Below are 5,278 nucleotides of genomic sequence, written 5' to 3'. Positions count from 1 at the left end.
AGGCAGTTAAACCGGTAAGTGGTACTTCGGTTTGTGGTGGTGCGTTTTCTTCTGCTGCGGTTTGGCCTGTTGCGCCCTGCTGGGCTGCCGCTGGTTGCGGTGTCCGTTCTTCTTTTTTCTGCGGCACGCTTCGCACTTCTGCCAAGGTAAAACTAATGTTCCACTGGCGGGTTGTTTCTTGCTCTACGGCTTCAATGCTGCTGCTGAACTTCACCTGTTTAACGCCTAACGCCTCGGCGGTTCGGTTGGCAATACGGTATGTTACCCGCGCCCCGCCCTGGGTGGCCTCGGCCAGTTTGAACAGGTTGGTTAAGTTGGCCACGTCGGCAAATTTAATAAACCCAGTCACCGACAGCATTTTAGCTTTCATGCCCGTTTCAGCGGTGTCGGTGCTACTGCTCTGTCCGCTGGCGTCCTCGGTGGCCAGCTCTTGGCTGGCCGTGATCCGCAGGGCTTTGAGTAGGATTTTTTGGGCGTTTAGGGAAAGCATAGCGCGCCTTACTCTTGCTCAGTTTCTGGCTGTGGTATAGCAACCTGGTGCCAGTCCTGCGCTTGTTCATCCCATGCAACGGTATAGCCTTCGGCGGCTAAAGGTGGCATTTTTTCGGTGTAGCCGATAGGAACGTTTTCACCTACTTCCATCAGTATGTAGCTATTTCTGTCACCTGTTGCTGTTGCAAAAGCTTGAATTTTTGGCATTTTGTCTTTCCTTTAAACGTTTGGTTTCCAGCGGCCCATAGCGCTTATTATTGCAGGCAAGTTACCCGGGGCACTAACGGCTGAAATATGGTTAAACGTGACTTGAAGAATATTTATTAAGGTAAAACCTAACCATCTTACGTTTGAATCAAAAACATACCCCGATAGTCTTACTGAGGTTGTTGTTGTTGATAAAAACTTAACTGGAAAGCTTGCAGTAACAAGAGCACTAATAAATACAGAGCCCAAATTGGTTGTGCACGGGATGCCCGCTGTTTTTACATCCATCATCTGCAATCCATCTGCACGTCGATGGTATTCGCCATATTCGTTCAAACCAAATACAACATCTGGCAATTTAACGCATCTCCAACGGCCCGAGCCTTCGTGAACAAACTGCAACTGTTCGTACAATGCTGCTTTACTTCCAAACTGGTCATTTGCATCAGGGTAAGCTTGGTAAGTGTATAATGTAGAAGCTCCAATCTGTCTCGAATTTATAGACATATCTATACCGTCGCCACTGGATGTGTGAGAAAACTGAACGTATTTCCCCATATCATTCACGATCCCACCTGTATTCCCAATGGTTCTTGGTATTAGCAGGGAAAATGTATAACCTACTGGGCAGGCATCACCGAATCCTGTAATGGTAAAGTTTGCGGCTCCATGCCCTGCTAAGGTGATATAGGCGCCCAGTTCTGGCGTGATTGGCAGGATGAATTCGGGGCTGTTGTTGATGATTTCCGAGACGTTGATCACGCCCATCACCTTAGCACCAAGCCTTTGGTTTATGTCCTCTATTGCACCTACTTTTCGTAAGTCTGTGACTGTTGCAGCGTTTGTGATCACTGCAATTTTGCACAGGTAATGTTGTTTGCCTGAACTGTCGAGGTAATCGGTTAGTTCTTCAGTGCTGACGGTAAACTGATGCTGACCTTTCCAAGTGCTTTCACTGGTGCCGTCGAACCAGGCATCTACATACACAAAACGCGGATAGGCGCTTAAGGTTAAAATATGGTCTTCTTCCAGCTCTACCCGAAGGCCTGAAACATAACCAACCCCAGCCGAAACGGTAAACGAATTTAACGTGCTGTGCGTTTCCACTTTAAAACCGTCTTCGATAAACCAGTCCTTGCCGTTCATGTCTGCGGCCAGTTCGCGGGTTAGTTCATCCATGCCGTTTAGGCGCGCTGTGTAGTCTAACTGCCATGTTTCTGGTGATACGGTAATACCGGTAATTTCAGCAATGCCGCTGTATTCCATGGCAAAGTTGCGGTTGATGGTGTTACCTGCAGAACCTGGCTCAGTGATGGTTTTTGTCACTGTTGGTATTTTTTCAATGGCGACCAGCGTGTCGTTATCTGATGAATACAGGCCAACCCAGTTGAATTCAAATGGGCCCGTTACACTGTCCAACACTGTGGAGTACACCACAACGTTATCGTTTATTTTGCCGCGTTGCTGCACGATTTGCTGATGCACGATTTGACCAGGCAGAGGCAACCCTTCGGCGCGGTCAATCGGTGCACTTGGGTCTTGCCCCGGTATGTAGGCAAAAATAAATGTGTCGATGCCCCTTGGTTCATCGGTTTGCTCTTTTGTTGCAAATAGTTGCTCGCCCGCTAACGTGATTACTTTTGCCATGGCTTTAGGTTCCTTGCGTTATTTTTGCGACTTGGAAACTTGATTGATTTTCCATCGTCATGAATCGGCCTACTGGCCGCAGGTTTGTGTTCACTGCGGCGACTTCAAAGCTGCTCTGTTTGTCAAATGTGCTTAATGCCGTATTGAAAGGCACTACAGTCAATGTGCTGTACTGGTAACGGCGTGTTGTGCGGCCATACTGGCGGCAAAGGGAGTTGATCAATGGCTGATTGGTGCCCAGTTCGTCGTCCAAAAGCATTAAATCAACCACGTCCCAATCCGTCTCGCTGAAACGTTCTTCTATGGCGACGCCTGGCATACCCAGCTTGGTGAACATATCCAGCCAGCCCGATTTACTGCCTGCACCTTTTGCAAATGGCAGCGAGTATTTAACGCGGGTTCGGTAGATCAGTTCGGTTTCACCTGGTATTTGCTCTATGTCCCTTTCCCATGCCAGCAGATGCACAAATTCAAGCTCGGCTGTCATTGGATCCATTTGCTGACTGGCAAACTGCAGCATGTCGACAAAGCGCTGCCAAAACCGCACCATGCCTTTTCTTAGCTTGTCTAATTCGCCGCCCGGCTTTGCCAGCCAGTACGGCATTTTGGTGAGGCTTGCCCAGTCGATAATCATCAGTCGTTACCGTTTATAATGGTTAAGGTGGTCAGGCGCGGTACACTGTTGCCGCTGGTTATATCTGGCTGCCCCCAGTTTAGTGATTCAATGCCAGCAAATTGGTCGTGCAGCTCTTGGCCTAAACGGCTAAAGCTAAAACGGGCAAAAGGCTCTGTTCTGGTGGCGTTGTAGTCGGTGTTTTCACGGAACGCACAGCGGATAAAGTCTTCTATACCGCTTAACAATTCGGTGACTTGTTCTTCCAGTAAATAGGTATGCGGGTAAACCGACACGCTGATTGCTACTTCAGCACCTGGCATGGCCTGTATCAGCATATCGTCGCCGTGGCCATGGAAGCCTTGTTCCATCACGTAGGCTTGCAGGTCGGCCAGCAGTTCTTCGGATGGTTCGCCTGTGTCCAGCAAAATATAGGCGTTGGCTGTGCCTGGGCCGCGTGGGGCGTCATGCTCAAAATACACGTTGTCGGTGTCAAGGCCTGCCCGTTCTGTGATGATTGCGCGGTAAACTGCGTCAATATGCCACGGTGCTGCGGCTGTAAATGCGTTACGGGTGCGCAGCTTTAAATCGTCGTTGCTTTCGGCGTCTGCGCCCAGCACGTCTAACCATTCAGCCTCATTGATTGCGCTGCCGATGCCCGTTACTGCAACAGGCAATACATGGTAATACCCAGCCCCTAAGTTGTAAGCGGCCCCTGCATTTTCGGCGATTACCGGCACTAAGATGCTGTCCTGATTCATGGGCAAAAACACGTCTGCAACAGTCAGCACCCTATACACTGTGCCGTTGATTGCGTCGGTTTGGATCACTGTGTTGGCCGGTATTAAAAGACTTGGCCCCAGTGCTGCAGCGCGTTTAAATCTGACTTTACCTTGTGCTTTGGTTTTGGCTTTGCGGGTTAAGCCATGTTCCCACGCTTTGGCTTCAATAAACTGATCGTCTGTGGCTGTCATTAAAAACAGGTTGGGCAGAATGATGCCGATTAGCACCTTGTTCACTATCCATGTGGCTGGCTTTGCCACTATGGCACTGATTAAGCGCCAGAACGGCGAGTAAGGCGAATCGTTGGCAATAATGCTGCCCTCGGCTTCTACGTCTTGTTTAAACAGTGCTTTCCAGCCGTCCTCTGTGGTTGGTATGCCTGCGGCTTCCACAATTTTGGCAAAGTTGATGGTTGGCACTGGGATTTTATCTGCCATTTAAAGCGCTCCGCCTATGCTGGATGAAATGGGGCCAAAGTCGATGGTGTCAGCAAATACCCACCATTCGCCGCTGTTTACTTCTTCAATGCGTACCGTGCCTGGCATGATCCGTTCGTCTTCTTCCACCAACAGTTTCAGTTGTATTTGAGTGTCTGCCGTTACGCCTGTGCCCCTGTCGCTGACCAGCAAATGGGCAAGGCCTGTGTCTAAAATGGCGTGTACTACGTCCTGCGCTATGGCGGCCCGATCAGTTAAATAGGTCGGGCTTAATCCGGCATCTAGTACCACGTCGCCATTGCTAATGTGCAAATCTGCGTAGGTGCTCATGCGTGCATTTCCACATAGTTGGCAAAGTTCGGGTCGACCTTTTGCGGGTAAATGTTGATGTTGCCAACAGTGGTTGATTTGCTGGTATTGGCGTTGGCTATTTGCTGTGTAATGCCGCCGCGTGGCGTATTGGCTTTCACTGGCTCAATGGCGCCCACTCTGCTGGCGGTTTGGGTATTTTCAACCGGCTGTACTGGGGTAATGAGTTCAACTTTTGGGAGTCCAGCACGTGCTTGGTCTTGCTGAAATGGCACTATGTTATTTACTTTTTCTACACCTAAGTTTTGATTTTGCACTGGCGCTATGACTTCAACTTTTGGCATTCCTGCACGTGCTTGGTCCTGCTGAAACGGCACAATGTTATTTACTTTTTCTGCACCAAAGTTTTGGTTTTGTACTGGCGCTATGACTTCAACTTTTGGCACTCCTGCACGTGCTTGGTCCTGCTGAAACGGCACAATGTTATTTACTTTTTCTGCACCAAAGTTTTGGTTTTGTACTGGCGCTATGACTTCAACTTTTGGCACTCCTGCGCGCGCTTGTTCTTGCTGAAACGGCACTATGTTATTTACTTTTTCTGCACCAAAGTTTTGGTTTTGTACTGGCGCTATGACTTCAACTTTTGGCACTCCTGCACGTGCTTGTTCTTGCTGAAACGGCACTATGTTATTTACTTTTTCTGCACCAAAGTTTTGGTTTTGTACTGGCGCTATGACTTCAACTTTTGGCACTCCTGCACGTGCTTGGTCCTGCTGAAACGGCACAATGT

The 5,278-nt window shown here is 49.0% G+C and carries 7 protein-coding genes; all 7 read right to left on the bottom strand.

The window, feature by feature from the left end:
- Window positions 1–490: baseplate complex protein (locus SD53_RS12205; RefSeq protein ID WP_046520516.1), on the bottom strand; the 490-nt coding region annotated here is incomplete at its 3' end.
- 8 nt (window positions 491–498) lie between these two features.
- The gene (locus SD53_RS12200; protein WP_046520492.1) at window positions 499–699 is read right to left on the bottom strand and encodes a hypothetical protein; all 201 of its coding nucleotides are present in this window, start codon (window positions 697–699) and stop codon (window positions 499–501) included.
- 12 nt (window positions 700–711) lie between these two features.
- Window positions 712–2,346, bottom strand: a complete 1,635-nt coding sequence (locus SD53_RS18325; protein WP_082101860.1) for a phage tail-collar fiber domain-containing protein — start codon at window positions 2,344–2,346, stop codon at window positions 712–714.
- 4 nt (window positions 2,347–2,350) lie between these two features.
- Window positions 2,351–2,980, bottom strand: a complete 630-nt coding sequence (locus SD53_RS12190) for a hypothetical protein (RefSeq protein ID WP_046520515.1) — start codon at window positions 2,978–2,980, stop codon at window positions 2,351–2,353.
- Complete coding sequence (locus SD53_RS12185) at window positions 2,980–4,179, bottom strand: baseplate J/gp47 family protein (RefSeq protein ID WP_046520514.1); 1,200 nt, start codon at window positions 4,177–4,179, stop codon at window positions 2,980–2,982. The genes SD53_RS12190 and SD53_RS12185 overlap by 1 nt, the downstream gene beginning before the upstream one ends.
- Window positions 4,180–4,509, bottom strand: a complete 330-nt coding sequence (locus SD53_RS12180) for a DUF2590 family protein (RefSeq protein WP_046520513.1) — start codon at window positions 4,507–4,509, stop codon at window positions 4,180–4,182. It abuts the gene before it with no gap.
- The coding region (locus SD53_RS12175; RefSeq protein WP_046520512.1) for a hypothetical protein at window positions 4,506–5,278 on the bottom strand (773 nt) is incomplete at its 5' end. The genes SD53_RS12180 and SD53_RS12175, both read right to left, overlap by 4 nt.

The organism is Rheinheimera mesophila, assembly GCF_000986865.1.
Lineage (GTDB): Bacteria > Pseudomonadota > Gammaproteobacteria > Enterobacterales > Alteromonadaceae > Pararheinheimera > Pararheinheimera mesophila.
This window is presented reverse-complemented; position numbering and strand designations above follow the sequence as displayed.

Coding starts and splice junctions, on each gene's coding strand:
- SD53_RS12200 (WP_046520492.1), bottom strand. CDS start 699: ATGCCAAAAATTCAAGCTTTTGCAACAGCAACAGGTGACAGAAATAGC.
- SD53_RS12185 (WP_046520514.1), bottom strand. CDS start 4,179: ATGGCAGATAAAATCCCAGTGCCAACCATCAACTTTGCCAAAATTGTG.
- SD53_RS12180 (WP_046520513.1), bottom strand. CDS start 4,509: ATGAGCACCTACGCAGATTTGCACATTAGCAATGGCGACGTGGTACTA.
- SD53_RS18325 (WP_082101860.1), bottom strand. CDS start 2,346: ATGGCAAAAGTAATCACGTTAGCGGGCGAGCAACTATTTGCAACAAAA.
- SD53_RS12190 (WP_046520515.1), bottom strand. CDS start 2,980: ATGATTATCGACTGGGCAAGCCTCACCAAAATGCCGTACTGGCTGGCA.